Genomic DNA, 26487 nt, shown 5'->3' with positions numbered 1-26487 from the left:
TCATGGCGTGCCCAACGCAAAGTTGGGCAAAGCCTGCACCGGCTGATTGAACTCGTACGGAATCGACACCAACCCCAACCCGGTGTTGCGCTGCACCACAAAATGCAGGTGTGGCCCGCTGCTGTTACCGGTATTGCCCGACAGCCCCAGCGCACTGCCCACCGCCACGCGTTGCCCCTCCCAAACGCTGACCGAGCCTTGCTTGAGATGCAGGTACACGCCCATCGTGCCATCGTCGTGCAGCACCCGCACGAAGTTGCCCGACGGATCACTGCCACGTCCGGCCTGGTCATTCACGGTTTTCACCACCACCCCGCGCCGCGCCGCGATGATCGGCGTGCCTTCGGGCATGGCGATGTCCATGGCGTAGCGGCTCTTGACGTCGCAATGGCTGAAGGTGCCGTTCGCGCCTTGGGTCAAACGAAATGGGCCGCCCTGCCAAGGCAAGGGGTAACGATAGGATGGGGTACGGGCGGACGGGGCTTGCAGCGGGTTCTGATGCTTTTGGGGAGCGAGTATCTTCCGCTTCGGGTGCTCGACCATCCGATCCTGGAATACAAACGCCTGCGCCCCCGGCGTCTGTCGGTCGCTGAAAAAGACGACGCCGTCAGCATCGGTGGACTTGTAGAGGGTCATGGCCATCGCCGACGTGGCGACCGTGAACAGTCCACAGAAAAGCACTGAGCGCGCGAGCATAAGGTAGGCCTGCCGAGAACGACTGAATGGCAGGCTAACAAGGGATCATGACAACGCTGTGTGGGGTCGTTTGGGGAGATCATGCACCCGGTACAAAATGCTTCTGCGCCGTGCCGCGGGCAATCAGCCGGGAGATATAGTCCAGCTTCTGCGCATCCTGGTCGATAAAGCGGAAGGTCAGTTGCAGCCAGTCGCTGTCGGGCCGGGGCTCAAAGGCGACGATGGCATGCAGATAGCCGTTGAGACGGGCCACTTCGGCGTTGTCGCCCTGTTCAAGGTCGAGCACCGCGCTTTCCAGCACCTGGGGCAAGACTTCACCGCGACGCACCACCAGCAGCGCTTCCTTGATGCTCAGGGCCTTGATCACGCATTGCTGGGTCCCGCTGGACAGGCGCAGTTGGCCCTGGCCGCGACCGCTGGCCGCCGATGCTGCTGCCGGCGCTTGCATGGGCGGGCTGTTGAGCAGTCCTTTGCTGGGCGCCGCCACCGGGGCAGGCTTGACTGCTTCGGGCTTGCCACCGGTGAGTGCGCTCAGGGAGTCGTTGCCGAAGGCCGAGTTCATCTTGGTCGGGGCGCTGGCGATCAGCGCATCGAGGCGACCGATCTTGTTCAGTGCCTGCTTGACCTTGCTCAGCAACTGTTCGTTGGTGAAGGGCTTGCTGACGTAGCCGGAAACACCAGCCTGGATCGCCTGGACTACGTTTTCCTTATCGCCACGACTGGTCACCATGACAAATGGCATGGCTTTGAGATGAGGCTGTTCGCGGCACCAAGTCAACAGTTCCAGACCGGACATTTCCGGCATTTCCCAGTCGCACAGGACCATGTCGAAGGTTTCGCGCATCAGGATGGCCTGGGCCTTTTTGCCGTTCACCGCGTCTTCGAGCTTGATACCGGGGAAGTAGTTGCGCAGGCACTTCTTCACCAGGTCGCGAATAAACGAGGCGTCATCCACCACCAACACACTGACTTTGCTCATCGACCCTTCATCCTATAAAAACCCCGGCAAGCATAACGCTTCGCTGATGGCATTTCGCCAAAACTCTTCAGTCACGCCGGGACCTTACCTGCGTCCGCAGCGCAAAATTCATACGCCACAAACGAAAACGCCCGACCAGAGGCCGGGCGTTTATTTCTCGGGCAATCTTACTTATCGTCAGAAACGCCTGGAACATTAGGGATTTGATCGGCTGTACCTTCAACTTCGGCTTTCATGCGCTTGAGGCCCATGTGCCGCACGTCGGTACCACGCACCAGGTAGATCACCAGTTCCGAGATATTACGGGCGTGGTCGCCGATACGCTCCAGGGAGCGCAGGACCCAGATGATGTTCAGCACCCGCGAGATAGAGCGCGGGTCTTCCATCATGTAGGTGGCCAGTTCACGCAAAGCAGTTTTGTATTCGCGGTCGATGATCTTGTCGTACTGGGCTACCGACAAGGCCAGGTCGGCGTCGAAGCGGGCAAAAGCGTCCAGGGCATCACGAACCATGTTGCGCACCTGATCGCCAATATGACGCACTTCCACGTAACCACGCGGCGCTTCGCCTTCTTCGCACAACAGGATGGCCCGGCGGGCGATTTTGGTGGCTTCGTCGCCGATCCGCTCCAGGTCGATCACCGACTTGGAGATGCTGATGATCAACCGAAGGTCAGAAGCCGCTGGCTGGCGACGGGCGAGAATGCGCAGGCATTCTTCGTCGATGTTGCGTTCCATCTGGTTGATCTGATCATCAATCTCGCGCACCTGCTGGGCCAGGCCCGAGTCGGCCTCGATCAGCGCCGTGACGGCGTCGTTGACTTGCTTCTCCACCAGCCCGCCCATGGCCAGGAGGTGGCTGCGCACTTCCTCAAGCTCGGCATTGAACTGCGCGGAGATGTGATGGGTAAGGCCTTCTTTGCTAATCATGCGTTTGCTCCGCAAAAGCTGTAAGCCGCAAGCTACAAGCTGCAAGCTGATGTATGTCGTTCCGTAAAATCGCTCTTACTTGCCGCTTGAGGCTTGCGGCTCGCAACTGCCCCTACTAGCCATAGCGCCCCGTAATATAGTCTTCGGTCTGCTTCTTCGCCGGATTGGTGAACAGGGTATCGGTGTCGCCGAATTCCACCAGTTTGCCCATGTACATGAACGCGGTGTAGTCGGACACCCGAGCGGCCTGTTGCATGTTGTGGGTCACGATAACGATGGTGAATTTAGATTTCAGTTCGTAGATCAGCTCTTCGACTTTCAGCGTGGAGATCGGGTCGAGTGCCGAGCACGGTTCGTCGAGCAGCAGCACTTCCGGTTCCACGGCGATGGTGCGGGCGATCACCAGACGTTGCTGCTGGCCGCCGGACAGGCCCAGGGCCGATTCGTGCAGGCGGTCCTTGACCTCATCCCACAGCGCCGCACCCTTGAGGGCCCATTCCACGGCTTCGTCGAGGATACGTTTCTTGTTGATGCCCTGGATGCGCAGGCCGTAGACCACGTTTTCGTAGATGGTCTTGGGGAACGGGTTGGGCTTCTGGAACACCATGCCCACCCGGCGACGCAACTCGGCCACGTCTTCGCCCTTGCGGTAGATGTTGGTGCCATAGAGGTTGATCGCGCCTTCCACACGGCAGCCGTCCACCAGGTCGTTCATCCGGTTGAAGGTACGCAGCAATGTCGACTTGCCGCAGCCGGACGGGCCGATAAAGGCAGTCACGCGCTGCTTGGGGATGTTCATGCTGACGTCGAACAGCGCCTGCTTGTCGCCGTAGTACAGGCTCAGGCCCGGGACTTCGATGGCCACGGTTTCCTGGGCGAGGCTCAGGCTCTGCTTGTCGCGACCCAGGGCTGACATGTTGATGCCGTGGGAATGGGTTTCGTGTTGCATGGGATGCTCCCTGTGCTACCAATTCGATTGTAGGAGCGAGCTTGCTCGCGAAGGTCGTTAACGATGACGCGGGAAGCCAGCATGAATGCGGCGCTCTTGCGTTTTTCGCGAGCAAGCTCGCTCCTACAGTGGTTAATTAACTGTCCAGTGCTTTGTATTTTTCGCGTAGGTGGTTACGCATCCACACCGCCGACAGGTTGAGCGTGGCGATCACCATTACCAGCAGCAGCGCGGTGGCGTACACCAGCGGCCGTGCGGCTTCGACGTTGGGGCTCTGGAAGCCAACATCGTAAATATGGAAGCCCAAGTGCATGATCTTCTGGTCCAGGTGCAGGTACGGATAGTTACCGTCCAGCGGCAGCGACGGTGCCAGTTTCACCACACCCACCAGCATCAGCGGCGCTACTTCGCCAGCGGCGCGGGCCACGGCGAGGATCATGCCGGTCATCATCGCCGGGCTGGCCATTGGCAGGACGATCTTCCACAGCGTTTCCGCCTTGGTCGCGCCCAATGCCAGGGAGCCTTCACGTACGGTGCGGGGAATCCGCGCCAGGCCTTCTTCAGTCGCCACGATCACCACCGGCACTGCCAGCAGCGCCAGGGTCAGGGACGCCCAGAGCAGACCCGGCGTACCAAAGGTCGGCGCCGGCAGGGCTTCGGCGAAGAACAGCCGGTCCACCGAACCGCCCAGCACGTACACGAAGAAGCCCAGGCCGAACACACCGTAGACAATCGCCGGTACACCGGCCAGGTTGTTCACCGCGATACGGATAATCCGTGTCAAGGTGTTCTGCTTGGCGTACTCACGCAAGTAAACCGCCGCCAGCACACCGAACGGCGTCACGATAATCGCCATGATCAAGGTCATCATCACGGTGCCGAAGATCGCCGGGAAGATCCCTCCTTCGGTGTTGGCTTCCCGTGGGTCGTCGCTGAGGAATTCCCAGATCTTGCTGAAGTAAAAACCGACCTTGGTCATGTAACCCATGGCGTTCGGCTGGTAAGCGTGAACCACTTTGCCGATGCCGATTTCCACTTCTTTGCCATTGGCATCACGGGCGGTCAGGGCGTCGCGGTTGAACTGGGTGTGCAACTCGTCCAGGCGCGCTTCGATATCCTTGTAACGGGCATTCAATTCAGCGCGATCGGCATCCATGTCGGCCTGGGCGGCGGCGTCAAGCTTGCCTTCCATTTCCAGCTTGCGGCCGTGCAAACGGATGCGTTCCAGACCGGCGTTGATCGCCCCGATGTCCGACTTCTCAAGACTCTTGAGGTCGGCGGCGAGCTTGTTGACCCGGTCCACGCGGGCTTGCAGTTCCGGCCAGGCCGCCGCGCCTTCGGCGATGACCTTACCGTCCTGTTTGACGTTGACCAGGGTGCCGTAGAAATTGCCCCACTCGCGACGCTCGATAGCCATCAACTCGACCGGCGTGGTCTGGTTGGTCAACCACTCGCCGACGATCCAGGTGAAATCGTTGCCGTTCAGGTCGCGGTTACCGACCTTGATCAGCTCGCGGGTCATGAATTCCGGACCTTGGTCCGGCACCGGTAAACCGGCGCTTTTCAGGCGTTCGCGGGGCACTTGTTCTTTCTGCACCACTTCGCCGATGACCATATGGTTAGCCTGGCCCGGTACGTCGTAGCTGGCCTGGATCAGGTCAGCCGGCCAGAAGTGGCCCAAACCACGCACGGCGATTACAGCCAGCAAACCGATGGTCATGATGACCGCGATGGACACCGCGCCACCGCTGATCCAGACGCCAGGGGCGCCGCTCTTGAACCATCCATTCAGGGAGTTCTGTTTCACAGACTTCTACCTTTCTTAAAGCGACGAGTATTTCTTGCGCAGACGCTGACGGATCAGCTCGGCGAGGGTGTTCATGACGAAAGTGAACAGCAGCAACACCATCGCCGAGAGGAACAGCACGCGGTAATGGCTACCACCGACCTCCGACTCAGGCATCTCCACCGCCACGTTGGCCGCCAGGGTGCGCAGGCCTTCGAACAGGTTCATTTCCATGATCGGCGTGTTGCCGGTGGCCATCAGCACGATCATGGTTTCACCTACTGCGCGGCCCATGCCGATCATCAGTGCCGAGAAGATCCCAGGGCTGGCGGTGAGAATCACCACGCGAGTCATGGTTTGCCACGGCGTGGCACCCAAAGCCAGGGAGCCCAGTGTCAAACCGCGGGGCACGCTGAATACGGCGTCTTCAGCGATGGAGTAGATGTTCGGGATCACCGCGAAACCCATGGCCAGGCCCACTACCAGTGCGTTGCGCTGGTCGTAGGTGATGCCCAGGTCGTGAGAGATCCACATGCGCATGTCGCCGCCGAAGAACCAGGCTTCCATGTACGGGCTCATATACAGCGAGAGCCAGCCAATAAACAGGATCACCGGGATCAACATCGCACTTTCCCAGCCATCCGGGACTCGCAGGCGGATCGACTCAGGCAGGCGGCTGAAGGTAAAACCAGCCACCAGGATGCCAATCGGCATCAGCATCAGCAGGCTGAAAATTCCCGGCAGGTGCCCTTCGACATACGGCGCCAGGAACAGGCCGGCGAAGAAACCGAGGATCACCGTCGGCATCGCTTCCATCAACTCGATCACCGGCTTGACCTTGCGGCGCAGGCTCGGTGCCATGAAGTAGGCGGTGTAGATGGCGGCAGCGATGGCCAGGGGCGCGGCCAGCAGCATGGCGTAGAACGCAGCCTTGAGCGTACCGAAGGTCAGTGGCGCCAGGCTCATCTTGGGTTCGAAATCGGTGTTGGCGGCGGTCGATTGCCAGACGTATTTAGGCTCGTCGTAGTTTTCGTACCAAACCTTGCTCCACAACGCGCTCCAGGAGACTTCCGGGTGCGGGTTGTCCAGCAGCAACGGCTGCAGCTTACCGCCCGCTTCAACGATGATGCGGTTGGACCGTGGCGACATGCCGAAAATGCCTTGGCCTTCCACGACCGGGTCCACCAGCAAGGTGCGGTGGGCGGTGCTGTGGAATACGCCGAGCTTGCCGGAGGCGTCGAGAGCAACGAAGCCTTTGCGACGTTCTTCAGCGGTGATTTCAACGATCGGCGTGGTGCCCATCTGGAAGGTGCGGATTTGCTTGAGGCGTTGCTCGCCATCCGGGTCGCGGGCCATGAACCACTGGGCCAGGCCACCCTTGGAGGTACCGATGATCAGCGAGATACCACCTACCAGTTGAGTACTGGCCGTCACTTCGCTTGCACCGTCTTCCAACAGTTTGTAGCGACCGTTAAGGCTCTTGTCCCGCAGGCTGAACACATCGGCCAGGGCGCGACCGTTGATCACGTACAGCCACTGCTGGCGCGGGTCGACGAAGATGGCTTTCACCGGCTCGGTCATTTGCGGCAGCTCGATGCGCTTCTGCTCGCTGGTGACTTCGCCGGTCATCATGTTTTCTTCGCGGCTCAGGGACAGCACGTTCAGGAAGGCGCCGGCGGAACCGGCCACCACCAGCGAGGTGTCGGTGGCGTTGAGGGCAACGTGTTCCAACGGGCGACCCAGCTCGTCGAGGACGATCGGCGTTTCACCGTAAGGGTATTCGATGGCAGGCGAGATGGTCTTCTTGCCGTCCGGGTAGGTCACCTTGTAAGTGTGGCGGAACACCAGGGACTGGCCGTTGGACAGGCCGAGGATCACCAGCGGGCTGCCCGGCTGGTCTTCAGCAAAGGAGACGACGCTGGCACCGGCCGGCAGCGGCAGATTGACCCGCGTCAACTCGACACCGCTGTCGACACTGAAGAACAACGCCTGGCCCTTGTCGGAAATCCGCATGGCGACCTGGTTCTGTTCTTCCAGGGAGATCATCAGCGGCTTGCCGGCGTCCTGCATCCAGGCAGGCGTCAGGGCATCTTCCTTGGTCAGGCTGGCACCCTGGAACAGCGGCGCAACCACGTAGGCGAGGAAGAAGAAGATCAAGGTGATCGCGCCCAGGACGGCGAGGCCGCCGATCAGGACGTACCAACGGGTCAGGCGATCCTTGAGCGCGCGAATGCGGCGCTTGCGTTGCAGCTCAGGCGTATTGAAGTCAATGCGCTTGGGAGGAGAAGTCGTCGTCATGGTGGAATTGGCCAGATCATTCATGCGCACACCCTAGCGATTCTGTATGACAGAAAGATGACAATGCAGTGACGCAAGAAATCCGCCGCGTAGCAGGGCTGGCAGCGGACCGAAAAATTGGAGGCGGAGTCCAGGTATTACAGACCCCGCCCGGGCCTTGAGCCGAGACATCGTCCAGGCTCAAGGCAGTTTTACTGGAGGCTTATTGGCCGCCTTCTGTCAGACCCAGGTCAGCCAGTGCCTTGGCGGCAACTTTGGCTGGCAGTGGGATGTAGCCGTCTTTCACCACAACTTCCTGGCCCTGTTTGGACAGAACCAGCTTCACGAACTCAGCTTCCAGCGGGGCCAGAGGCTTGTTCGGGGCTTTGTTGACGTAAACGTAGAGGAAACGCGACAGCGGGTAGCTGCCGTTCAGGGCGTTTTCTTCGGTGTCTTCGACAAACTTATCGCTGCCTTTCTTGGCCAGGGCCACGGTCTTCACGCTGGCGGTCTTGTAGCCGATGCCCGAGTAACCGATGCCGTTCAGCGAAGAGCTGATGGACTGCACGACCGAAGCCGAGCCTGGTTGTTCGTTGACGTTTGGCTTGTAGTCACCTTTACACAGGGCTTCTTCCTTGAAGTAGCCGTAGGTGCCAGATACCGAGTTACGACCGAACAGTTGCACTGGCTTGTTGGCCAGGTCACCGGTCACGCCTAGGTCGCCCCAGGTTTTAACGTCAGCTTTGGCGCCGCACAGACGAGTCGCGGAGAAGACTGCGTCGACTTGCTCCATGGTCAGGTGCTGGATCGGGTTGTCCTTGTGCACGAACACAGCCAGGGCATCCACAGCCACCGGGATGGCGGTTGGCTTGTAGCCGTGCTTCTGTTCGAAGGCCTGCAGCTCGTTGTCCTTCATCTTGCGGCTCATCGGGCCCAGGTTAGCGGTGCCTTCAGTCAGCGCTGGTGGCGCTGTGGACGACCCAGCGGCTTGAATCTGGATATTGACGTTCGGGTATTCCTTTTTATAGGACTCGGCCCACAGGGTCATCAGGTTAGCCAGGGTATCGGAACCAACGCTGGACAAGTTGCCCGACACACCAGTGGTCTTGGTGTAGGACTTGATTGCAGGGTCAACACCAGCGGCCACCGCGTGGGCAGTCGCAACGCCAGCAGCGACAAAAGTCATTGCCGCCATCAAACGCTTCAGTTTCATGCCTTACTCCTAGCAGATAGGGATAGTTGGATCGGGGCCAAGTATCGGCAGGCCGTGTGAACACTCTATGTCTGGAATATGACAATTAGATGAAAGGCCAGCATTGGACGCAAAAACTGATAGGGAAGGACGAGGCGGCTGGCTTTGGGGCTGCTGCGCAGCCCAACGGGGGCAAGCCCCCTCGCCACAGGGTTATGTAGCAGCCTTCAAGGGATGTTTAGCGCCCTTTTTTCCACAGGTATCCACCCACCAACATCCCCATCACACAAATGACGGCAACGTAGTAAGCCGGGCCCATCGGACTTTCCTTCATCAGCAACGACACCGCCAACGGCGTCAGGCCACCAAATACTGCGTAGGCCACATTGTAGGAGAACGACAAACCGCTGAAGCGCACCACCGGCGGGAAGGCCTTGACCATCACGTAAGGCACCACGCCGACCACGCCGACAAACAGGCCGGTCAGGGTGTACAGCGGGAACAGCCAGTCCGGGTGATTAAGCAGGCTGTGGTAGAGGGTCCAGGACGTTGCCAGCAACAGTGCGCAACCGGCGATCAGCACGCGGCCGGCACCAAAACGGTCCGCCAGGGCGCCAGAGAGGATGCAGCCTAGGCTCAGGGTGACGATCGCCAGGCTGTTGGCTTGCAGCGATACGGTCGGGCTGAAGTGGTAGATGGTCTGCAGCACGGTTGGCGTCATCAGGATCACCACGACGATGCCGGCGGACAGCAGCCAGGTCAGCAGCATCGACAGCACGATGGCGCCACGGTGGTCACGCAACACGGCGCGCAACGGTAATTCAGCCGCCAATGTCTTGCGTTGCTGCATTTCGGCGAAGATCGGTGTTTCGTGCAGCCAGCGACGCAGGTACACCGAGAACAGGCCGAACACACCGCCCAGCAGGAACGGGATCCGCCAGGCGTAATCGGAGACTTGCTCCGGGGTGTAGAGGGTGTTGATGGCGGTGGCCACCAGGGAGCCCAAGAGGATGCCGGCGGTCAGGCCACTGGTCAGGGTGCCGCAGGCATAACCGATATGCCGTGGCGGGACGTGTTCGGAGACGAACACCCACGCACCCGGCACTTCACCGCCAATCGCCGCGCCCTGGATAACGCGCATCAGCAGCAACAGAACGGGGGCCCACAGGCCGATCTGCGCGTAGGTCGGCAGCAGGCCCATGATCAGAGTGGGTACGGCCATCATGAAAATGCTCAGGGTGAACATCTTCTTGCGACCCAGCAGGTCGCCGAAGTGGGCCATGATGATGCCGCCCAACGGCCGCGCCAGGTAACCGGCGGCGAAGATGCCGAAGGTCTGCATCAGTCGCAGCCATTCGGGCATGTCTGGTGGGAAGAACAGTTTCCCGACCACGGTGGCGAAAAACACGAAGATGATGAAGTCGTAAAACTCCAGCGCCCCGCCCAAGGCAGACAGCGACAGGGTTTTGTAGTCGTTGCGGGTCAGCGGGCGCGACGTTGGCGCACTGCTTGCAGGCACGGAGGACATGGCAAGGCTTCTCTTATTAGTCAGAACGGCAAGCCCGGCAACGCTGGCTGAGCCAGGGCGGGTTCGGCAAGATAGCAAATCGCTTGAAAAAGCACAGCGCTGACCCGTTCAACCATTCAAATGTCCGAAATAATCCCGCGCCTGCGTCGTTTTCGCCGGTGGCAGGAAAAGAGTACGAGCACAGTTGCCGGAAAAAGCCCCATTACAGCTGCTATTTGCCGACCAAATGAGCCTCTGGAGGTCGTCGTGGCGACGACGTGTCGATATACTCGGCCCTTGCAAGCGCGCAACCCGCATCCTTGAGGGGCTGCTGTGCCAAAACGCCGTTGGGTGCCCCCAGCCGGTTTGGCAGAGTTTCCCTTTAGTACGCCTTACGAGAAACGTATCGAACGGAGTATGTTTGTGCTGAAACGTTTTTCCAACAGTCGGCTATCCACTTGAAATACCCATAAAAGCGTCACGGGTCAGAGGCACCCCCGGCATGATCGAACTCGAACAAGAAGATCCTATCCCGCAAGGCGATCTCGCTTTGCAAATCACCGCCCTGCCACGTGAAACCAACGGTTTCGGCGATATCTTCGGCGGTTGGCTGGTAGCCCAAATGGACCTGGCCGGCACGGCAATGGCCAGCAAGATCGCAGGCGGACGCGTGGCGACCGTGGCGATTGATCGCATGGCTTTCCTGGTCCCGGTGGCGGTCGGCGCACAGCTGTCCTTCTACACCCAGGCCCTGGAAATCGGCCGCAGCTCGATCAAGATGATGGTCGAAGTGTGGAGCGATGACCCGCTCTCCAGCGAATGGCGCAAGGTCACCGAGGCGGTATTTGTGTTCGTTGCCATTGATGGCAGCGGCCGCACCCGGTCGGTTCCGTCGCGGGCGCGTTAAACACCACTGCGTTTTGACGGTCCATTGCCCATTGCCTGCCATTAAGAGTGCTTTGTATGCCTACGCCCCACGTTGAAACCGTGAAAATCGACGAACTGGATTGCTGGTGCATTCGTCACAACGGCGCCGAATTGATGGTGGCCCAGCAGGGCGCGCATATCTTCAGTTACCAGCGACAGGGCGAGCAGCCGGTGATCTGGCCTAACGATGAAGCAGTATTCAAGACAGGCAAAGGCATCCGTACCGGCGTGCCGGTGTGCTGGCCGTGGTTCGGCATCTTTGACCGTAACCCGCAAAGCGTGCAGGCCATGCGTCACAGCGATGAGCCCGCAGGGGCTCACGGCTTCGTCCGAGCAGTAGACTGGGAATTGGCAGGCATCGAAAGCGAAGGCGAGGCGCTACGAGTGGAGTTCGTGTTGCCGGTGCCCGAAGGTGGTTTCCCAGGCTGGCCCCATCAGGTCGACCTAAAGATGAGCCTGTTGCTGGATGATCAACTGCATATCCGCCTGACCAGCCATAACCGTGGCACCGACAGCGTGACCATCAGCCAGGCGTTGCACAGTTACTTCGCCGTCAGCGATGTGCGCAATGTGCAGGTCAAAGGCCTCGACGGCCTGGACTACATCGACACCACAAATGATTGGAACACCGCGAAACAGTCAGGCCTGCTGCGCTTTACCGGCGAAACCGACCGCATCTATCTCGACACACCGGCGCAGTTGAATATTGTCGACCCAGACTGGCAGCGTCGCATCCAGCTGACCAGCACCGGCTCGCGCTCAACGGTGATCTGGAACCCGTGGACCGAACGGGCCAAGGCCTTCAGCGACATGGCCGACGACGGCTGGCAGCGCATGCTGTGCATCGAGACGGCGAATGTGATGGACGACGTGGCGACCTTGGCACCAGGTGAGAGCCATACCTTGGGTGTGAGCATCACCAGTATCGCCTTGTAAATCGCGCCTACAAGTCCGACTCCTTGACCACCCGCACCTTCCCTGCATCCAGCGCATAAGCCGCATCAGCCAGGTCATTGTTGACCGTCTCCACCTTCAACGTGCCGGTCACCCACAGCGGTGTATAGATGTCATCGAGCGTCAATCCCTTGGGATAACGCACCAGCACCAATTGGTTGGGCGGTGGCGGCGGTACGTGAATGCACGCGCCTGGGTACGGCACCAGGAAGAACAGCGTGCTGCGACCCTTGGCGTCGGTTTCCAGCGGCACCGGATAACCGCCGATACGGATGTTCTTGCCGTTCATCGCGGCCACGGTCTTGGTGGAATACATCACCGCCGGTAAACCCTTGCTCTGCTTCAAGCCACCCTTGTCGGTAAAGGTGCCATTGGCTTCGGGGGAGTCGTGGTCAATATCCGGCATTTGTTCGAGGGCTTTCTGGTCCGACTTGGGCATCAGTTCCAGCCAGTCGGTTTCCGGCAGCTCGCCAGCGTGGGCCAGGCCAGTGGCCAGTAAAAGAACAGTCAACAGAAGACGGCGCATGGAGGGGCTCGGCAAAAGAAAGGACGAAAGTCGCCGGGCATTCTAGCCCTCTGCGCCTGCGCAGCGCAGAGGGCATGGTCGCTGAATTACTTCTTTTTCAGCAGACCGTAGATCACCAGCAGCACGACGGCACCTACCAGCGCACCGAAGAAGCCGGCGCCCTGGCCAGCCTGGTAGATACCCAGCGCCTGGCCACCGTAGGTAGCAATCAGGGAGCCGGCGATACCCAGCAGGATGGTCATGATCCAGCCCATGCTGTCGTCGCCTGGTTTCAGGAAACGTGCCAGCAGGCCGACAATCAAACCGATAAAAATGGTTCCAATAATACCCATGGCATTTCCCTCTGAATGAATTTAGCTAGAGCCTAGTCAGACTTTGGCATCCTGCAATCAGAGGATGGCGGATACCAATGGTTCCCGCCAACTCATGGCTTATTGCTCGGCGATCAGCGCCTCGACCTTGAGGATCTGCTGCTCCAGGGTCGCGCGATCCGCGCAACGCAAGTTGGCATGACCGACCTTGCGCCCGACCTTGAACGCCTTGCCGTAGTGGTGCAGATGGCAGTCATCAATGGCGATGACCTTGTCCACAGGCGGGACAACACCGATAAAGTTGAGCATTGCGCTCTCGCCGACCTTGGCCGTCGAGCCCAACGGCAAGCCCGCTACCGCCCGCAGGTGGTTTTCGAACTGGCTGCACTCGGCGCCTTCGGTGGTCCAGTGCCCGGAGTTGTGCACCCGCGGGGCGATTTCGTTGGCCTTGAGGCCGCCGTCGACTTCAAAGAACTCGAACGCCATCACGCCGACGTAATCCAGCTGCTTCAATACGCGGCTGGAATAGTCTTCGGCCAGGGATTGCAGCGGGTGGTCGGTGCTGACCACAGACAGCTTGAGGATGCCGCTGTCGTGGGTGTTGTGCACCAGCGGGTAGAAGCGGGTTTCGCCATCGCGAGCACGCACGGCGATCAGCGAGACTTCACCGGTGAACGGCACGAAGCCTTCCAGCAGACAGGCGACGCTACCCAGCTCGGCAAAGGTGCCGACCACATCGGCGGCGGTGCGCAGGACTTTCTGACCCTTGCCGTCATAACCCAGGGTGCGGGTTTTCAGCACGGCGGGCAGGCCGATGGCAGCGACGGCGGCGTCCAAATCCACCTGGGACTGGATGTCGGCGAATGCCGGTGTCGGGATGCCCAGGTCCTTGAACATGCTCTTTTCGAACCAGCGGTCGCGAGCGATGCGCAAGGCTTCGGCGCTCGGGTACACCGGGACGAACTGCGACAGGAAGGCCACGGTTTCGGCTGGGACGCTTTCGAACTCGAAGGTCACCAGGTCGACTTCTTCGGCCAATTGACGCAGGTGATCCGGGTCGCTGTAGTCAGCCCGAAGGTGTTCACCCAGGGCCGCCGCGCAAGCGTCCGGCGCCGGATCAAGGAAAGCGAAGTTCATCCCCAGCGGAGTTCCCGCCAAGGCCAGCATGCGGCCCAGTTGGCCGCCACCGATTACACCGATTTTCATCAATCAACAACCTCAGGCGATGCGTGGGTCTGGATTGTCCAGGACGTTGTCTGTCTGCTCAGCGCGGAATTTTTTCAGTGCCACGTGAAACTGCGGGTGCTTGGCGCCCAGGATGCTGGCGGACAGCAAGGCTGCGTTGATCGCACCAGCCTTGCCGATCGCAAGCGTTGCCACCGGAATACCGGCCGGCATCTGCACGATGGACAACAGCGAGTCTACGCCCGAGAGCATCGACGACTGCACCGGCACGCCGAGTACAGGCAGATGGGTCTTGGCCGCACACATGCCCGGCAGGTGAGCTGCGCCACCGGCACCGGCGATGATCACCTCGATGCCACGGGATTCTGCTTCATCGGCATACTGGAACAGCAAATCTGGCGTGCGGTGGGCGGAGACCACCTTCACTTCATAAGGAATGCCGAGCTTTTCCAGCATATCGGCGGTGTGGCTAAGGGTGGACCAATCGGACTTGGAGCCCATGATCACGCCAACCAATGCACTCATCGTCGTGCCTCTTCTCTCTGGGCGCCCGCAGGCGCGTCAAAAAACAAACAAGCCACGCGGGAAATCCGGCGTGGCTTGTTGTACGAATTAGGGCCGGTTGGACCGGCCGAAGGCCGCGCAGTATACCGTAATACTGTAGATAAACAGCCCCTTGGACGACCATCTGTCTTACACCCTGAACCGGTGGTTTTATTGACTCCAAGGTCAGCGAAAACACCGTAAATTAATGTGGCCGCTGGCAAGCCAGCGCCCACATTAACCGAGCTCCGCCGGGGAGCTCTGCGCCACGCCACCTTCCAACTTGCGCCACAACAACCGCACATTGGCCTTGCGCACCAGCGCACAGCGGTACACGCGAATCTCCAGCGGCACATGCCATTGCGGACCGCCACAGACTACCAACTCCCCCCGAGCCAGTTCGGCACGCACGCTCAAGCGCGGCACCCAGGCGATGCCCAGGCCTTCCAGGGCCATGCTTTTAAGGCTGTCGGCCATGGCGGTTTCATAAATGGTGGTGAAGCGCAGCGCGCGCTGGCGCAGTAGCAAATTCACCGAGCGCCCGAGAAACGCCCCCGCGCTGTAGGCCAGCAGCGGCACGCTGCCTTCGCCTTCCAGGTCGAACAGCGGCTTGCCGTCAGCATCAGCGGCGCATATGGGGAGCATTTCGGTGTTGCCCAGGTGCAGCGACGGGAAGATTTCGGCATCCATCTGCATCGCCGCGTCCGGGTCGTAGAACGCCAGCATCAAATCGCATCCGCCCTCACGCAGTGCATGTACGGCGTCGCCAACGTTGGTGGCCACCAGCCGCGTAGCGATGTTCAAGCCTTCGTTGCGCAACTGGGCGATCCAGCGCGGAAAGAAGCCCAGCGCCAGTGAGTGCGCCGCCGCCACTTGCATGACTTCGCCCTGCCCGCCTTCCAGGTGATGCAGGTGACGCAGCACTTCACCCAGCTGTTCGACCACGGTACGCGCCGTCACCAGAAACAACTGCCCCGCCGCTGTCAGTTCAACCGGCGTGCGCGAGCGATTGACCAACGTCAGCCCCAGCGCCGCCTCCAGGCTGCGGATGCGTCGACTGAACGCCGGCTGGGTGACGAAGCGCCGCTCTGCCGCCTGGGAGAAGCTGTGGGTGGCGGCCAGGGCGCTAAAGTCTTCCAGCCATTTACTTTCCAGATTCATCTCGTCCTCCCCGGACACGCACCGTTTTGGTTCACACGTCCGACATGATAGCCGGGTCACACCGACATTATGCCGTTTATGCATAGGCCAGTGCTTAATAGCATTGGCCCAAAATCTTCTGCAAGCCTAGCATTCACAGCGTTCCGGCCTAGCCCGGGTCCATATTGAGATGATTTCCGTCATGTCCTCCGCTGCATCATTCCGTACCGAAAAAGACCTGCTTGGCGTACTCGAAGTACCTGCTCAAGCGTATTACGGCATCCAGACCCTGCGAGCGGTGAATAACTTCCGTCTCTCTGGCGTTCCGATTTCGCATTACCCGAAATTGGTGGTCGGTCTGGCGATGGTCAAACAGGCCGCCGCTGACGCCAACCGCGAGTTGGGCCAGCTCAGCGAAGCCAAGCACGCCGCCATCAGCGAAGCCTGTGCCCGTCTGATCCGCGGCGATTTCCACGAAGAATTCGTGGTGGACATGATTCAAGGCGGCGCTGGCACTTCAACCAACATGAATGCCAACGAAGTCATCGCCAACATCGCGCTGGAGGCCATGGGCCACAGCAAGGGCGAATACCAATACCTGCACCCCAATAACGACGTGAACATGGCGCAGTCGACCAACGACGCCTACCCGACCGCGATCCGCCTGGGTCTGCTGCTGGGCCACGACGCACTGTTGGCCAGCCTCGACAGCCTGATCCAGGCGTTCGCCGCCAAGGGCGTCGAGTTCAACCACGTCCTGAAGATGGGCCGCACCCAACTGCAAGACGCCGTGCCGATGACCCTCGGCCAGGAATTCCGCGCCTTCGCCACCACCCTGGGTGAAGACCTGGCGCGCCTGAAAACCATGGCGCCGGAGCTGTTGACCGAAGTCAACCTGGGCGGCACCGCCATCGGTACCGGCATCAATGCCGACCCACGTTACCAGGCCCTGGCCGTCCAGCGCCTGGCGACCATCAGCGGTCAACCGCTGGTACCGGCTGCCGACCTGATCGAAGCCACCTCCGACATGGGCGCCTTCGTACTGTTCTCCGGCATGCTCAAGCGTACTGCGGTGAAGCTGTCGAAGATCTGCAACGACCTGCGCCTGCTGTCCAGCGGCCCACGCACCGGGATCAACGAGATCAACCTGCCGGCGCGCCAGCCTGGCAGCTCGATCATGCCCGGCAAGGTCAACCCGGTAATCCCGGAAGCGGTCAACCAAGTGGCGTTCCAGATTATCGGCAACGACCTGGCGCTGACCATTGCGGCCGAAGGCGGCCAACTGCAACTGAACGTGATGGAGCCGCTGATCGCCTACAAGATCTTCGACTCGATCCGCCTGCTGCAACGGGCCATGGACATGCTGCGCGAGCACTGCATCGTCGGCATCACCGCCAACGAAGCCCGCTGCCGCGAGCTGGTGGAGCACTCCATCGGCCTGGTCACCGCGCTGAACCCGTACATTGGCTATGAAAACGCCACCCGCATCGCCCGCATCGCCCTTGAAAGCGGCCGCGGCGTGCTGGAACTGGTGCGTGAAGAAGGCTTGCTCGACGACGCCATGCTCGACGACATCCTGCGCCCGGAAAACATGATTGCCCCGCGCCTGGTGCCCTTGAAGGCCTAAGCGTTGCTGCACCGCTCACCAGGTTGAGGGACTAGACACCTCTCACCTTTTGAGGGCTTGGAGATTCATTCTCCAGGCCCTTTTTTTTGCCTGATAAGAGCGTGTAGCTGAAACCTTTAATCGCCCCGTGCAGACGTATAGCGCTCGCCTAGGTATAGTGCCGCCCCTCTTCGCGTCAGTGGTCAGCGGTAACAAGACCCTGGGATGAGCGAAAGCCGCATGAATAACAACCCGCAAAAAGGATTGGGGTCGAACCGTCGTGCACTGCCTGGTGCATTGCGGCGAATCGCGCCGTTCAGGGTTTGCCATTAGAAAAATCAGCGAGGAATACTCCATGCTTGAAGTCATCAACGACTTCCTCTCAGGGAAAGTACTGATCGTGCTCATTGTCGGGCTCGGTGGTTACTTCACGATCCGCTCGCGTTTCGTTCAACTGCGTCACTTTTTTCATATGTTTTCGGTGTTTGGCAACAGCCTGAAAAGCAGCGCTGGCCAACTCAGCTCGTTCCAGGCACTGATGCTCAGCCTCGCCGGCCGAGTGGGTGCCGGTAACATCGCCGGCGTCGGTATCGCTGTAACCCTGGGCGGCCCCGGCGCCGTGTTCTGGATGTGGGTCACCGCGCTGGTGGGCATGTCCTCAAGCTTTATCGAGTGCTCTCTCGGCCAGCTCTACAAGCGCTGCGACTCCGAGGGCCAATACCGTGGCGGCCCGGCCTATTACATCCAGCATGGCCTGCACAAGCGCTGGCTGGGGATGGTCATGGCGTTCCTGTTGCTGGTGACCTTCGGTTTTGCCTTCAACGGCCTGCAAGCCCATGCTGTGACCCACTCGCTGAACAACGCCTTTGGCCTCGATACCACCTACACAGGCCTAGGCCTGGCGGTGCTGCTGGGCCTGGTGTTCGTCGGTGGGATCAAGCGGATCGCATCGATTGCCGACTTGCTGGTACCAATCAAGACCCTGGTCTACATCGCCGTGACCGTGTACGTGATTGTGCTGCAATTTGACCAGGTGCCAACCATGCTGATGACTATCGTCAAGAGCGCCTTTGGCTTGGACCAGGCTTTTGGTGGCCTGGTGGGCAGCGCCATCATCATGGGTGTGAAACGCGGCGTGTTTGCCAACGAAGCCGGCCTTGGCAGTGCGCCCAACGTCGCCGCCGTGGCCTCGGTCGAGCACCCGGTGGCTCAAGGCGTCGTGCAAGCGTTCAGCGTGTTCCTCGACACCTTCGTCATCTGCACCTGCACTGCGTTGCTGATCCTGCTCTCGGGTTTCTACACGCCGGGCTTTGAAGGTGACGGCATTGCCCTGACCCAGAACTCCCTGGCGGCGGTAGTCGGCGACTGGGGCCGGATGTTCATCTCGGTGGCCCTGGCGTTGTTTGTGTTCACCTCGATTCTGTACAACTACTACTTGGGCGAGAGCAACCTGCGCTTCTTGATCGGCGAAAACCGCAAGGCACTGATCGGCTATCGCGCCCTGGTGCTGGTGCTGATTTTCTGGGGTTCTATTGAAAACCTCAGCACGGTGTTTGCCTTCGCCGACATCACCATGACCATGCTGGCGTTCGTCAACCTGATCGCCCTGGCGCTGCTGTTCAAGATCGCCATGCGCATCCTGCGCGACTACGACGACCAACGTGCTGCGGGCATCAAGACCCCGGTATTTGATTCCAGCCAGTTCCCGGACCTGGACCTGGACTTGAACGCCTGGCCAGCCACCCCGCTGAAGCCTGCGCCAACGTCGCAGACCAGCGCTGAACCGGTCGCCCAAGCGCAACGCTAAGGGTGACACGCCGCGTGGCCTTGGGCATGCTCTGGGCCACGCGGTGTACTCGTTCAGGAGATTTTTCGATGACCCCTTCACACAACGTCATGGTGCTCTACACCGGTGGCACCATCGGCATGCAGGCCAGCGCCAACGGCCTGGTCCCTGCCTCCGGTTTTGAAGCGCGGATGAGCGACTACCTCGCCAGCCAACCTCAACTCAAAGTGCCCGCCTGGCGCTTGCGGGAAATGTCGCCGCTAATCGACAGCGCCAACATGACCCCCGCCTACTGGCAGCGTTTGCGTATCGCCGTGATCGAAGCGGTGGATGAAGGCTACGATGCCGTGCTCATCCTGCACGGCACCGACACGCTGGCCTACAGCGCGGCCGCCATGAGCTTCCAACTGCTGGGCCTGCCGGCGCCGGTGCTGCTCACCGGTTCCATGTTGCCGGCCGGCGTGCCCGACAGCGATGCCTGGGAAAACGTCAGTGGTGCCCTGGTTGCCCTGGGTAACGGCCTGGCGCCAGGGGTTCAGCTGTATTTCCATGGCGAGCTTTTAGCTCCTACCCGCTGCGCGAAAATTCGCAGCTTTGGCCGGCATCCGTTTGCCGCCTTGCAGCGCAACAGCGGCGTGGCCAAGGCCGATTTGATTCCCCAGGCCCTGAATTATCGTCACGATAAAGCACTCGCCAGCGTCGGCGTGCTGCCCCTGGTGCCCGGTATTGACGCGGCGCAACTCGACGGCCTGATCAACAGCGGCATTCAAGCACTGGTGCTGGAATGCTTCGGCAGCGGCACCGGGCCGAGCGATAACCCTGAGTTTCTCGCCAGCCTCAAGCGGGCCCGGGATCAGGGCGTCGTGGTCGTGGCGATTACCCAATGCCATGAAGGCGGCGTGGAGCTGGATGTGTATGAGGCCGGCAGCCGCTTGCGTGGCGTTGGCGTGTTGTCGGGCGGCGGAATGACCCGTGAAGCAGCGTTCGGCAAGCTCAATGCATTGATCGGTGCCGGGCTTGCATCCGTCGAAATCCGCCGACTGGTGGAACTGGACCTGTGTGGCGAGCTGAACTGATCGTCAGCGGCTGCGGCATGTAACTTGCTCTCTTCCAGCCAACCATTGGCTGGAAGCCTCCATGCTTCACTCTCACCTCACCACCCTCAACGCCGTATCACTGGTACTCAATACCTTCAAGGCCGAAGGCGTACCCAGCGAGGCGCTGCTGGCCGGCAGCGGTATCTGTGGCGCGGACTTGAGCCGTGCTGACACGCGCATCACCACCAACCAAGAGATGCGCGTCTGCGCCAATGCCGTGGCCCTGCGCCGTGACATCGGCCTGGAACTGGGCCAGCGCATGCATGTGTCGTCCTACGGCATGCTTGGCTATGCGCTACTGACCAGTGCCACCTTCGGTGACGCTTTGCGCCAGGCCCTGCGCTACCCGGCGCTGTTGGGAACACTTTTTGAGTTGAGCCTGGAGGAAGACGGCCAACGGATCTGGTTCACTGCCAGCGATTATCGGGAGAACCCGGCGCTGACTGAGTTCAATGTCGAGTTTTGCCTGGCCTCGCTGAAAGTCATCTGTGACGATCTGCTTGGCCAGCCCCTGCCCTTGCTCGGCGCCCGGTTCGAACACTGCGCCCCCGACTACAAGACGCGTTATGCCGAGAGCTTCGACTGCCCATTGCAATTTGAAGCCACCGCCAATGCCTTCGCCTTCGACCGGCACTGGCTTGATCAGCCGTTGCCCCTGGCCGATGCCATCACTCACCAGGCCATGGCCGAGCGCTGCCGCAAGCAAAACACCGAGTTCACCGGGCGCCAGGCCTGGCTGGGTCGGGTGCGCCTGCTGCTCGGCGCACAATTGAACGTGGCACCGGGCATTGATGGATTGGCCGAGCAGATGAACTGTTCGCCGCGCACCTTGCGCCGCCATCTCCATGACCTGGGCTGCAGCTACCAGGAACTACTGGACGAACTACGCTTCGAGCGGGCCAAACAGTTGTTGGGAGAGGATGAACTGCCGATCTACCGGATCGCCGAGCAACTGGGTTTCAGCGAAACCGCCAGCTTCCGGCATGCCTTTGTGCGCTGGAGCGGAGTCGCGCCGAGCCAGTTTCGGCCTTGATGCGCCATGGGTGGGCGCGGCTGCTTCATTGAGGGGCGAATAACGGACACATACATTGGCCATATTGATCCCCTTTTGGCCGTTCCTGCCGTTCTCCAAAACCCGGCACGCCGCAACACTGCAAGGCACACCCGTGAGCCTTTGGAGAACAACAATATGCTGACGATCTACTCAGACGATCATCATCTGCACCACGGCCGTTGCGAGTTGATGGACGGGCAATTGATGCCCTGCTTCGAAATGCCCTCCCGGGCCGACCACGTACTGCAACGGGTCAAGGATCGCGAACTGGGCCCGGTGCAGGCGCCCCAGGACTTTGGCCTGGCACCGCTACAACGCATCCACAGCCGCGACTACCTGGACTTCTTCAAAGGTGCCTGGCAACGCTGGACCGAATTTGGCCAGGACGGCGACCTGCTGCCCTACACCTGGCCCGCCCGTACCTTGCGCCGCGTGTTGCCCACCAGCCTGCATGGCCAGTTGGGTTATTACAGCTTCGACGGTGGCGCGCCGATCACCGCCGGCACCTGGCAAGCGGCCTACAGCGCCGCCCAAGTGGCGCTGACGGCTCAACAAGCCATCCAACAAGGCGCCCGCAGCGCCTTTGCCCTGTGCCGTCCACCGGGACACCACGCCGCCGGCGACTTGATGGGCGGCTATTGCTACCTCAACAACGCCGCCATCGCCGCTCAGGCATTTCTCGACCAAGGCCACAAAAAGGTCGCGATCCTCGATGTGGATTACCACCACGGCAACGGCACCCAATCGATTTTCTATGAGCGCAGCGACGTGCTGTTTACCTCGATCCACGGCCACCCGGAGGCGGAGTTTCCATTTTTCCTGGGCTATGCCGACGAGGTGGGCGAAGGGGCTGGCGAAGGCTTCAACGTCAACTATCCGCTGCCGGCAGGTTCAGGCTGGGACAGTTGGAGCGCGGCCCTGGAGCAGGCCTGCCAGGAGATCGACCTCTACGGCGCTGACATCATCGTGGTCTCCCTGGGCGTGGACACCTTCAAGGACGACCCCATTTCCCAGTTCAAGCTCGACAGCCCGGACTACCTGGCGATGGGCCGACGCATCGCCCAATTGGGCAAGCCGACGCTGTTCGTGATGGAAGGCGGCTACGCCGTGGAAGAAATCGGCATCAATGCCGTCAACGTACTCGAAGGCTTTGAACACGAGGGATCTGCACAATGAACACGCTCAAGTATCTGCTCCTGTGCGCTGCGCTCCTTGGGGGCACCGTCCAGGCCGAAGAGAAAACCCTGCGGGTCTACAACTGGTTCGACTACATCACCCCCAAGGCCCTGGAGGATTTCAAGGCGCAGAACCCTGCGATCAAGCTGGTCTACGACATCTTCGACACCAATGAAGCCCTGGAAGCCAAGCTTTTGACCGGCAACTCCGGCTATGACGTGGTGGTACCGTCCAATGTGTTCCTGGCCAAGCAGATCGAGGCCGGGGTGTTCCAGCCCCTGGACCGCGCCCAGTTACCCAACTGGAACCACCTCGATCCCAAGCTGATGAAGCTGATCGAAGCCAACGATCCCGGCAACAAATTCGCCGTACCCTACATGTACGGCACCATCCTCATCGGTTTCAACCCGGACAAGGTCAAGGCCGCGCTGGGAACCGACGCGCCGGTGGACAGCTGGGACCTGATCTTCAAGGAAGAGAACATCAGCAAGCTCAAGCAGTGCGGCGTCGCCTTGCTGGATTCGCCGTCGGAAATCTTGCCCCTGGCCTTGCAGCATCTGGGCCTGGACCCCAACAGCAGCAACCCCAAGGACTACGTCAAGGCCGAAGCGCTGCTGATGAAAATCCGCCCCTACATCACCTACTTCCACTCGTCCAAGTACATGGCCGACATCGCCAACGGTGACATCTGCGTGGCGGTCGGCTACTCCGGCAGCTTCTCCCAGGCCGCCAACCGCGCCAAGGAGGCGAAGAACGGCGTGACCGTGGACATGCGCCTGCCCAAGGAGGGCGCACCGATCTGGTTCGACATGCTCGCCATTCCCAAAGGCTCGAAAAACCCGCAGGACGCCTACACCTTCATCAACTACCTGCTGCAACCCCAGGTGATTGCTCCCGTCAGCGACTTCGTCGGCTACCCCAACCCCAACAAGGATGCCACCGAGTTGGTCGACCCGGCGATCCGCAACAACCCCAACCTGTACCCCACCGAGGCAGCAATGGCCACGCTGTACACCTTGAAACCCTTGGGCCGTGACGCCGAACGCGCCAGGACCCGCGCCTGGACCAAGATCAAATCCGGGACCTGAGCCACACTCCCTCAAGGTTGACCACTCGGAGCGTTATCGGGTCTGCCATACCTTGCGCAACCGTGCCAGCGCATCGGCGATGGCGGCCTCGGGCACAGCAGCAAAACCCAACACCAGCCCGGCGCGCTGATCAGGCGCAGTGCTGGAGTCGGGCAGCCAATAGTTGCTCAAGCCATTGATCTCGACATCCACCGCACGGGCCTGGTCCAGCAGCTCATGCTCACGGGCCAGGCTGTCGACTCGTACCGTGAGGTGCAGCCCTGCCATGACGTTGGGCAGGCTGCCCACGCCTGGCACATCGGCGGGCCAGCCGGCCAGCAAGGCGTTGCGCCGGCTCAAGGCAGCGCGACGCATGCGCCGGATGTGTCGCTGGAAATGCCCCGCCGCCATGAACTCGGCCATTACCGCCTGAGTGCTGACTTCCGAGTGCCGCACATCCACGGCGCGGCGTTGGGCGAAGGCGCTCACCAACCCTTGTGGCAGCACCAGGTAACCCAGGCGCAAAGCCGGGAAAGCTACTTTGCCGAAGGTACCGACGTAGAGCACTCGCCCGCTGCGGTCCAAGGCCGCCAACGGCGCCAGGGGCGCGCCGCTGTAGCGGTATTCGCCGTCATAGTCATCCTCGACGATCCAGCCACCGCTGCGCTCGGCCCAGGCCAGCAATTCCAGGCGCCGGGCCAGGCTCATGACCACCCCCATCGGGTACTGATGGGACGGTGTGACGTAGGCCAGGTGACAAGCACTGAGTGCATTCAATGCGGTGCAGTCGATGCCGTCACTGTCCACCGCCACGCCGTGGAGTTTCGCCCCGGCAATGGCGAAGGCGTGACCTGCCGCGCGATAGCCCGGATTTTCAATCGCCACCGTGTCCCCAGGCGCCACCAGCAGCTGTGCACAAAGGCTAATTGCCTGTTGCGCGCCGCTGGTGATCACTATTTGCTCAGCCGTGCATTGCATACCCCTGGAACTGCGCAGGTAGGCCGCGATCAGCCCACGCAGTCGCTCATCCCCCGCCGGGTCGCCATAACACAGTTGCTGCAGGTCTGGCTTGCGCCAGAAAGCCGCACTCAGCTTGGCCCATACGTCAAACGGGAACAGATCGAAGGCCGGTACGCCGACGCGAAAAGCCCGCGGCGGGCCGGTGGGTGGCAGGGGCAAATGGTTATTTTCCAGCCGCCCCAACGCCGGGTTGTGGATAACTTCACTGGATGAAAATCCAGGTGGATTCGGTGCAATTGTGGATAAGGCTGGGGATAAGCCTGTTGATAACCCTGTGGATGGTTTTGTGGATAGTTTTTTGGCTGCCCCTGGGGTTTGCGGCAATTGCGCCACATAAGTCCCGTCGCCGACCCGCCCTTCGATAAAGCCTTCGGCGTAGAGCTGATCGTAGGCGCGCACCACGCTGTTGCGGGAGATCGACAACGCCATCGCCAGGTCACGGCTGGCCGGTAGCCGGGTTCCGCTGACCAGCCGCCCATCCAGCACCCGCATTCGCAACGCCTGGTAAAGCTGGCGCGTCAGGCCCTGGCGACGGTCCAGCTCAATGCCGGCGGGGTTGAACGACAGCGGGGGCTCTATCGGAGGCATAGCAGGCATTCCAAAAAATTGGACCTATAAAATTGACCGAAGATGGCTCTTACAACGAACCATTAGCCTGCCTAGGATGCAGCCATTCGCCAAGGAAAATCTTCATGTACACACCCCGTGCCTTCGCCCTCGACGATTTGCCCCAATTGCAGCAACTGATCCAACACACACGCTTGGCGCAGTTGGTGACGTTTGGTGAACATGGCCTGCAAGCCAGCCACTTGCCGCTGCTGCTCAACCCCGATGAAGGCCCTAGCGGCACACTGTACGGGCACGTGGCCAAGGCCAATCGGCAGTGGCAGGACCTGCAGAATGGCAGCGAGGCGCTGGTGATTTTTGCCGGTGCCGAGGCCTACGTCAGCCCGGCGTTTTACCCGGCCAAGGCCGAGCACGGCAAAGTGGTGCCTACCTGGAATTACCTGGCGGTGCATGCTTACGGCCAGGCTGAGGTGTTCACCGATGCCCAGCGCTTGCTCACCCTGGTCAGCGCCCTGACCGACCGTCACGAATCTGGCCGTGCACAGCCGTGGAAGGTGACTGACGCGCCGGCCGACTACATTGAAGGCATGCTCAAGGCCATCGTCGGCTTCGCCCTGCCGATCCAGCGCCTGGAAGGCAAACGCAAACTCAGCCAGAACCGCAGCGCGGCGGATATCGCCGGTGTGCGTGAAGGGTTGGCCGCCAGCACCGACGTGCGCGACCAGACCCTCGCCCAACTCATTCCTTAAGGAGCCCCATCATGAGCCCGATCGAGATCCGCCAGGTTAGCGCCACCGACCAAGTTGCCTGGCTGGCGCTGTGGCAGGCGTACCTACGCTTCTACAACACCGAACTGCCGGATGCCGTCAGCCAGAGCACCTGGCAGCGCCTGATCAACGCCAACGAGCCAACTCACTCGGCCCTGGCATGGAAAGACGGCACCGCCGTGGGCATGGTCAACTTCATCTACCATCGCTCCAACTGGAGCATCGAGAACTCCTGCTACCTGCAGGACTTGCTGGTGGACCCCGCGCAACGGGGCACCGGCATAGGCCGCAAGCTGATCGAATTCGTCTACGCCACCGCCAAGGCCGATGGCTGCTGCAAGGTCCACTGGCTGACCCATGAGACCAACGCCACGGCCATCCAATTGTACGAACGCATTGCCGAACGCCCCGGCTTCATCCAGTTTCGCAAAGGTCTTTAAGGAGAG

The 26487-nt window shown here is 60.8% G+C and carries 24 protein-coding genes; 10 read left to right on the top strand and 14 right to left on the bottom strand.

All coding sequences use genetic code 11. From position 1 onward, the window contains the following. From ACZRKZ_RS14120 to ACZRKZ_RS14085, 8 genes are all read right to left on the bottom strand, one after another. Positions 1 to 696 (bottom strand): M23 family metallopeptidase, encoded by a 696-nt coding sequence (locus ACZRKZ_RS14120; RefSeq protein WP_463981879.1) that lies wholly within the window; start codon positions 694 to 696, stop codon positions 1 to 3. 79 nt (positions 697 to 775) lie between these two features. Next, the gene (locus ACZRKZ_RS14115; RefSeq protein WP_463967582.1) at positions 776 to 1675 is read right to left on the bottom strand and encodes a response regulator; all 900 of its coding nucleotides are present in this window, start codon (positions 1673 to 1675) and stop codon (positions 776 to 778) included. Between the two features lie 167 nt (positions 1676 to 1842). Then, positions 1843 to 2604 (bottom strand): phosphate signaling complex protein PhoU, encoded by a 762-nt coding sequence (gene phoU / locus ACZRKZ_RS14110; protein WP_133100717.1) that lies wholly within the window; start codon positions 2602 to 2604, stop codon positions 1843 to 1845. A 115-nt stretch (positions 2605 to 2719) separates the two neighbouring features. Next, positions 2720 to 3553 carry a phosphate ABC transporter ATP-binding protein PstB gene (gene pstB / locus ACZRKZ_RS14105; protein ID WP_065883786.1) on the bottom strand — a complete coding sequence of 278 codons (834 nt, stop codon included), beginning with the start codon at positions 3551 to 3553 and terminating at the stop codon, positions 2720 to 2722. Between the two features lie 136 nt (positions 3554 to 3689). Then, on the bottom strand, positions 3690 to 5360 hold the full coding sequence (gene pstA / locus ACZRKZ_RS14100; protein ID WP_463981878.1) for a phosphate ABC transporter permease PstA: 1671 nt from the start codon (positions 5358 to 5360) through the stop codon (positions 3690 to 3692). 15 nt (positions 5361 to 5375) lie between these two features. Then, the gene (locus ACZRKZ_RS14095) at positions 5376 to 7661 is read right to left on the bottom strand and encodes an ABC transporter permease subunit (RefSeq protein WP_463981877.1); all 2286 of its coding nucleotides are present in this window, start codon (positions 7659 to 7661) and stop codon (positions 5376 to 5378) included. Positions 7662 to 7839: 178 nt separating this feature from the next. Next, positions 7840 to 8829 carry a phosphate ABC transporter substrate-binding protein PstS gene (locus tag ACZRKZ_RS14090; RefSeq protein ID WP_133100714.1) on the bottom strand — a complete coding sequence of 330 codons (990 nt, stop codon included), beginning with the start codon at positions 8827 to 8829 and terminating at the stop codon, positions 7840 to 7842. A 217-nt stretch (positions 8830 to 9046) separates the two neighbouring features. Then, complete coding sequence (locus ACZRKZ_RS14085; protein ID WP_149412546.1) at positions 9047 to 10336, bottom strand: MFS transporter; 1290 nt, start codon at positions 10334 to 10336, stop codon at positions 9047 to 9049. A gap of 481 nt (positions 10337 to 10817) precedes the next feature. On the opposite strand from ACZRKZ_RS14085, the gene ACZRKZ_RS14080 reads away from it, so the two are divergent. Both ACZRKZ_RS14080 and ACZRKZ_RS14075 read left to right on the top strand, forming a co-directional pair. Continuing rightward, on the top strand, positions 10818 to 11222 hold the full coding sequence (locus tag ACZRKZ_RS14080) for an acyl-CoA thioesterase (RefSeq protein ID WP_149412545.1): 405 nt from the start codon (positions 10818 to 10820) through the stop codon (positions 11220 to 11222). A gap of 56 nt (positions 11223 to 11278) precedes the next feature. Then, the gene (locus ACZRKZ_RS14075; RefSeq protein WP_463981876.1) at positions 11279 to 12178 is read left to right on the top strand and encodes a D-hexose-6-phosphate mutarotase; all 900 of its coding nucleotides are present in this window, start codon (positions 11279 to 11281) and stop codon (positions 12176 to 12178) included. 7 nt (positions 12179 to 12185) lie between these two features. Here the strand turns inward: ACZRKZ_RS14075 and ACZRKZ_RS14070 are convergent, their stop codons facing one another. The 5 genes from ACZRKZ_RS14070 to ACZRKZ_RS14050 all read right to left on the bottom strand — a co-directional run bounded on the left by ACZRKZ_RS14070 (position 12186) and on the right by ACZRKZ_RS14050 (position 15922). Continuing rightward, entirely contained in the window at positions 12186 to 12722 is a 537-nt protein-coding gene (locus ACZRKZ_RS14070; protein ID WP_463981875.1) for a DUF3299 domain-containing protein, read from the bottom strand. Between the two features lie 86 nt (positions 12723 to 12808). Then, complete coding sequence (locus tag ACZRKZ_RS14065; protein ID WP_463967576.1) at positions 12809 to 13054, bottom strand: GlsB/YeaQ/YmgE family stress response membrane protein; 246 nt, start codon at positions 13052 to 13054, stop codon at positions 12809 to 12811. 99 nt (positions 13055 to 13153) lie between these two features. Continuing rightward, positions 13154 to 14239 carry a 5-(carboxyamino)imidazole ribonucleotide synthase gene (locus tag ACZRKZ_RS14060; protein WP_463967575.1) on the bottom strand — a complete coding sequence of 362 codons (1086 nt, stop codon included), beginning with the start codon at positions 14237 to 14239 and terminating at the stop codon, positions 13154 to 13156. A gap of 12 nt (positions 14240 to 14251) precedes the next feature. Continuing rightward, on the bottom strand, positions 14252 to 14743 hold the full coding sequence (gene purE / locus ACZRKZ_RS14055) for a 5-(carboxyamino)imidazole ribonucleotide mutase (RefSeq protein WP_149412540.1): 492 nt from the start codon (positions 14741 to 14743) through the stop codon (positions 14252 to 14254). A gap of 255 nt (positions 14744 to 14998) precedes the next feature. Continuing rightward, a complete protein-coding gene (locus tag ACZRKZ_RS14050; protein ID WP_463967574.1) occupies positions 14999 to 15922 on the bottom strand; it encodes a LysR substrate-binding domain-containing protein in 924 nt (307 codons plus the stop codon). A gap of 181 nt (positions 15923 to 16103) precedes the next feature. Here ACZRKZ_RS14050 and aspA point away from each other — a divergent pair, with 181 nt between their 5' ends. The 6 genes from aspA (at position 16104) to ACZRKZ_RS14020 (ending at position 23708) form a co-directional block, all read left to right on the top strand. Then, on the top strand, positions 16104 to 17528 hold the full coding sequence (aspA, locus tag ACZRKZ_RS14045; RefSeq protein ID WP_133100705.1) for an aspartate ammonia-lyase: 1425 nt from the start codon (positions 16104 to 16106) through the stop codon (positions 17526 to 17528). A 334-nt stretch (positions 17529 to 17862) separates the two neighbouring features. Beyond that, entirely contained in the window at positions 17863 to 19314 is a 1452-nt protein-coding gene (locus tag ACZRKZ_RS14040) for an alanine/glycine:cation symporter family protein (RefSeq protein WP_463967573.1), read from the top strand. A gap of 68 nt (positions 19315 to 19382) precedes the next feature. Then, positions 19383 to 20369 (top strand): asparaginase, encoded by a 987-nt coding sequence (locus ACZRKZ_RS14035; protein ID WP_463981874.1) that lies wholly within the window; start codon positions 19383 to 19385, stop codon positions 20367 to 20369. A gap of 61 nt (positions 20370 to 20430) precedes the next feature. Next, a complete protein-coding gene (locus ACZRKZ_RS14030; RefSeq protein ID WP_463981873.1) occupies positions 20431 to 21423 on the top strand; it encodes an AraC family transcriptional regulator in 993 nt (330 codons plus the stop codon). 156 nt (positions 21424 to 21579) lie between these two features. After that, positions 21580 to 22620 (top strand): histone deacetylase family protein, encoded by a 1041-nt coding sequence (locus tag ACZRKZ_RS14025; protein WP_463981872.1) that lies wholly within the window; start codon positions 21580 to 21582, stop codon positions 22618 to 22620. Next, entirely contained in the window at positions 22617 to 23708 is a 1092-nt protein-coding gene (locus tag ACZRKZ_RS14020; protein ID WP_463981871.1) for a polyamine ABC transporter substrate-binding protein, read from the top strand. The genes ACZRKZ_RS14025 and ACZRKZ_RS14020 overlap by 4 nt, the downstream gene beginning before the upstream one ends. A gap of 33 nt (positions 23709 to 23741) precedes the next feature. Here the strand turns inward: ACZRKZ_RS14020 and pdxR are convergent, their stop codons facing one another. Beyond that, positions 23742 to 25295, bottom strand: coding sequence for a MocR-like pyridoxine biosynthesis transcription factor PdxR (gene pdxR / locus ACZRKZ_RS14015; protein ID WP_463981870.1), 1554 nt, complete (start codon positions 25293 to 25295; stop codon positions 23742 to 23744). Positions 25296 to 25399: 104 nt separating this feature from the next. Between pdxR and ACZRKZ_RS14010 the strand changes: the two genes are divergently transcribed. After that, on the top strand, positions 25400 to 26023 hold the full coding sequence (locus ACZRKZ_RS14010; protein WP_463981869.1) for an FMN-binding negative transcriptional regulator: 624 nt from the start codon (positions 25400 to 25402) through the stop codon (positions 26021 to 26023). Positions 26024 to 26034: 11 nt separating this feature from the next. After that, a complete protein-coding gene (locus ACZRKZ_RS14005) occupies positions 26035 to 26481 on the top strand; it encodes an N-acetyltransferase family protein (RefSeq protein WP_463967566.1) in 447 nt (148 codons plus the stop codon). Positions 26482 to 26487: the final 6 nt, after the last annotated feature.

Source organism: Pseudomonas sp. c313, assembly GCF_055407145.1.
The sequence above is the reverse complement of the archived record's forward strand: the minus strand, read 5'-3'. Positions and strand labels throughout refer to the sequence as shown.